At 63.3% G+C, this 3,947-nt stretch carries 4 protein-coding genes; 2 read left to right on the top strand and 2 right to left on the bottom strand.

What is annotated here, in order from left to right:
- Positions 1-1,098 (top strand): transporter substrate-binding domain-containing protein (locus tag ENZ75_RS24230; protein WP_348630622.1); only part of this gene is annotated, 1,098 nt, incomplete at its 5' end.
- A 91-nt stretch (positions 1,099-1,189) separates the two neighbouring features.
- Here ENZ75_RS24230 and ENZ75_RS24225 read toward each other — a convergent pair.
- Complete coding sequence (locus ENZ75_RS24225; protein WP_082826505.1) at positions 1,190-1,471, bottom strand: hypothetical protein; 282 nt, start codon at positions 1,469-1,471, stop codon at positions 1,190-1,192.
- Between the two features lie 281 nt (positions 1,472-1,752).
- On the opposite strand from ENZ75_RS24225, the gene ENZ75_RS24220 reads away from it, so the two are divergent.
- Complete coding sequence (locus tag ENZ75_RS24220) at positions 1,753-3,375, top strand: ABC-F family ATP-binding cassette domain-containing protein (RefSeq protein WP_013530640.1); 1,623 nt, start codon at positions 1,753-1,755, stop codon at positions 3,373-3,375.
- Positions 3,376-3,378: 3 nt separating this feature from the next.
- Here the strand turns inward: ENZ75_RS24220 and ENZ75_RS24215 are convergent, their stop codons facing one another.
- Positions 3,379-3,819, bottom strand: a complete 441-nt coding sequence (locus ENZ75_RS24215; RefSeq protein WP_013530641.1) for a hypothetical protein — start codon at positions 3,817-3,819, stop codon at positions 3,379-3,381.
- Positions 3,820-3,947: the final 128 nt, after the last annotated feature.

Genomic DNA, 3,947 nt, shown 5'->3' with positions numbered 1-3,947 from the left:
CTCATTGTCATCGTCGCGTGTGTGGGAGCCGGGGTCACGCTTGCCCAGACTTCGCCCGATCAGACTTCTCCCGACTTGGCTTCCCCCTCGGCCTCGCCGGCAAAAGAGATCTCGGTCGGGATAAAACAGGCGCCGCCTTTTGCGTTCAAGCTGCAGGACGGCAGCTGGTCGGGATTGAGCATCGACCTCTGGCAGAAAATGGCCGGGCGGCTCAACCTGCGCTTCCACTATGTCGAAGTGCCTGCCGTGCAGGACCAGATCGATGGCGTCGTCAGCGGCAGATTCGATGCGGCGATGGCCGCGATCACGGTCACGGCCGACCGCGAAAAGGCCGTCGACTTCACGCAGCCCTTCTTCACGACCGGGCTCGGCATCGCAACGCCGCTCAACAACCAGCCGTCATGGCGGCCGGTGCTGCATGCCCTGACGTCGTTCGGCTTCCTGCAGGCGGTTCTGGCGCTGGTCATCATATCGGTGGTGGTCGGCGTCCTCATCTGGATGTTCGAACGCCGGCACAATGACGATTTCGGCGGCGGCGTCGCCAAGGGACTGTTTTCCAGCATGTGGTGGTCGACCATCGCCGCGACGCAGGCCAGCACCGGTGATTTCGGCCCGCGAACCGTGCCGGGGCGCGTGCTGGCCGCGCTCTGGATGATGGGATCGATCATTGCGATCGCGGTGTTCACTGCGGGTGTCACATCGGTGCTGACGGTGACGCAGATGGAAGGCATGGTGCAGGGCGAAAGCGATCTCGCCGCGGTCAGGGTCGGCGCGGTGCAGAGCTCGTCGACGGCGTCCTATCTGGATTCGACCCAGATCCGTCATCAGGACTTTGCCTCGATCCAGCAAGGCCTCAACGCGCTTCGCGCCGGCAAGATCGACGCGCTGGTGCACGACAAGCCGCTGCTTGGCTGGCTGGTCGGGCAGAATTACGCGACAAGCCTGCAGGTTCTCGATGCGACGTTCGACCAGCAGCAATATGCCATTGCGCTGCCGCTCGGCAGCCCGTTGCGCAAGTCTCTCGATGTCGCCCTCCTGCAGACCATCGAAAGCGATTGGTGGAAGCAGGCCGTCTTCCAGTATCTGGGCGAGAAGTAGCCGGCAGCAATTTCAGCGGTGCTATGCGCTGGAAGAACCGCCGTCGCTATCCGAGAGTGGCGGCCTGTCTTTCAGGGATGGATGGTTGCTGTCACTGGTCCAGGTCGACCGGTGTCACGCCAAGAAGTTTCAGGGCATTGGCATAGGTCCGGATGCCTTGCGCCTGCTTGCGCTCGGCACAGAACCGGTTCGCCTTGTCCTGGAGTGCCGTTGCCTCGGCGATCTGGCTCGCGCTGGCACCGGGTTTGGCTTTGGTCTGGATGGCTCCGTCGAGTTGAAGACCGAGCCGGCTGCAATATTCGCTCCGGGTGACCGCCGCATCCGACTGTGCGACCGCAAGCACGGCGAGCGAAATGCCTGTCAGGGCAGCCATCCATCCGGTCGAACGTCGTTGCATGTTTCGGGACCATTTCTTCGCGTTGTGCCGCAGGCCGCGTGACCGCCGCGAGGGTGGTTATGACAGGCGATGTTTTCGCGAGTTTTTCCCGGATGTTGAATCTTGTTTCTGGAGTGTGTCTGGCGGTGAAGCTGCCAATCTCCCCCACGAGGGGGAGATCGGCGGTGTGCGGCGCTTGCGCCTCTTCCTTTGCGGCTATCCTTCGCGTAAGGCGCCGGGCAAATCGTTTCACGCAAGCAAAATTCCCCGGACACCGCATGATCAGACTTGAAAGCATCAGCAAGCAGAACGGCCGTCAGCTTGTCTTCATCGAAGCGTCGGCGTCCCTGCAGAAGGGCGAGAAGGTCGGCCTCGTCGGGCCGAACGGCGCCGGCAAGACGACGCTGTTTCGCATGATCACCGGCCAGGAGCAGCCAGACGAAGGCCAGGTGCAGGTCGATCGCGGCGTCACCATCGGCTATTTCAGCCAGGATGTCGGCGACATGGAAGGCCACAGCGCTGTCGCCGAAGTGATGAACGGCGCCGGGCCGGTCAGCGAAGTCGCGGCCGAAATGGCGGCCCTCGAGGCGGCCATGGCCGATCCCGAGCAGGCCGACCAGATGGACGAGATCATCGAAAAATATGGCGAGGCGCAGCACCGCTTCGAGGAACTCGACGGTTATGCGCTGGATGGCCGCGCCCGCGAAGTGCTGGACGGTCTCGGCTTTTCGCAGGAGATGATGGACGGCGATGTCGGAAAGCTGTCCGGCGGCTGGAAGATGCGCGTGGCGCTGGCCCGCATCCTGTTGATGCGGCCCGACGCCATGCTGCTCGACGAGCCGTCGAACCATCTCGACCTGGAGAGCCTGATCTGGCTGGAATCCTTCCTGAAGAACTATGATGGCGCGCTGCTGATGACCTCGCACGACCGCGAGTTCATGAACCGCATCGTCAACAAGGTGGTCGAGATCGACGCCGGTTCGCTGACCGCCTATTCCGGAAACTACGAATTCTACCAGCAGCAGCGGGCGATCGCCGATAAGCAGCAGCAGGCTCAGTTCGAGCGCCAGCAGGCGATGCTGGCCAAGGAGATCGCCTTCATCGAGCGCTTCAAGGCGCGCGCCTCGCATGCCGCGCAGGTGCAGAGCCGGGTGAAGAAGCTGGACAAGATCGACCGCGTCGAGCCGCCGAAGCGCCGCCAGACCGTGTCCTTCGATTTCCTGCCGGCGCCGCGCTGCGGTGAGGATGTCGTCACGCTGAAGAACGTCCACAAGGGCTATGGCAGCCGCAGCATCTATGAGGGGCTCGATTTCCAGGTCCGCCGCCGCGAGCGCTGGTGCATCATGGGCGTCAACGGCGCCGGCAAATCGACGCTTCTGAAGCTGGTCGCCGGCGCTTCCGAGCCCGATACCGGCACGGTCGCGCGGGGCCCAAGTGTCAAGATGGGATATTTCGCCCAGCACGCCATGGAGGTGCTGGAAGGCGAGCGCACTGTGTTCCAGACACTGGAAGACGCGTTCCCCCAGGCCGGCCAGGCGCCGCTGCGGGCACTCGCAGGCTGCTTCGGCTTTTCCGGCGACGAGATCGAGAAGAAATGCCGTGTGCTGTCAGGCGGCGAGAAGGCGCGGCTGGTGATGGCGCTGATGCTGTTCGACCCGCCCAACCTTTTGGTGCTGGACGAGCCGACCAACCATCTCGACATCGCCACCAAGGAGATGCTGATCACGGCACTTTCGCAGTATGAGGGCACCATGCTGTTCGTCTCGCACGACCGGCATTTTCTGGCGGCGCTTTCCAACCGCGTGCTGGAACTGACGCCCGAAGGCATCCACACCTATGGCGGCGGCTATACGGAATATGTCGAGCGGACGGGGCAGGAAGCGCCGGGCCTGAGGAGCTAACGGCTACCTCAGCGAGATGCTCATGCCGCTGAGGTCGGCGTTGACCTGCAGGCCGACCTGCCTGCCCGTCAATTCGAGCTGGGCGCCCTTGTCATTGGTCATGACGATCACCTGAGCCCCTTTGCCAAGCGCGCCGCCACCGCCCGCCGCACCGTAGACCCCGGTCACATCCCGCGCACGTTTGATGTGGCGCACGGTACCTCGGAAATAGGTCTTGGAGACGCCGAAGGCGAGACCGCCCGAGACGCCGCCGACCGAGATGGGATAGCGGCGGCCATGGAAGGTCAGCGTTCCTTCGCCTCCGGAGCCACCGACGAAGAAGGCCGCCTTGTAGACGGCGAAGCGGATCGTGCCGCTGTCGGCATGCGCGGCGCTGGCAAAGCCGATGCTCGCGGTGGCGACGGCGGCAACCGCTATGGAACGAAATCCGGATGAAATCTTCATGGTGAGAACTCCTCAATGTCGCCGCTTTGCCGGCCAGGATGTCTGGGTGGGATCAAAGCTACAACTGAACAGTCTCGCCCGCGGTTTGGTTCCAGGCCCCGTGATTTGGTTCCAGGCATCATTCGAAT

The organism is Mesorhizobium sp. M7A.F.Ca.CA.002.04.1.1, assembly GCF_004022805.1.
Taxonomy (GTDB): domain Bacteria; phylum Pseudomonadota; class Alphaproteobacteria; order Rhizobiales; family Rhizobiaceae; genus Mesorhizobium; species Mesorhizobium ciceri.
Note: the sequence above shows the minus strand (reverse complement) of the source record. Positions and strands in the feature narration are given on the sequence as shown.

Excerpts from the sequence above, each read along its gene's own strand:
- ENZ75_RS24225 (WP_082826505.1), bottom strand. The coding sequence starts at position 1,471 with ATGGCTGCCCTGACAGGCATTTCGCTCGCCGTGCTTGCGGTCGCACAG.
- ENZ75_RS24215 (WP_013530641.1), bottom strand. The coding sequence starts at position 3,819 with ATGAAGATTTCATCCGGATTTCGTTCCATAGCGGTTGCCGCCGTCGCC.
- ENZ75_RS24220 (WP_013530640.1), top strand. The coding sequence starts at position 1,753 with ATGATCAGACTTGAAAGCATCAGCAAGCAGAACGGCCGTCAGCTTGTC.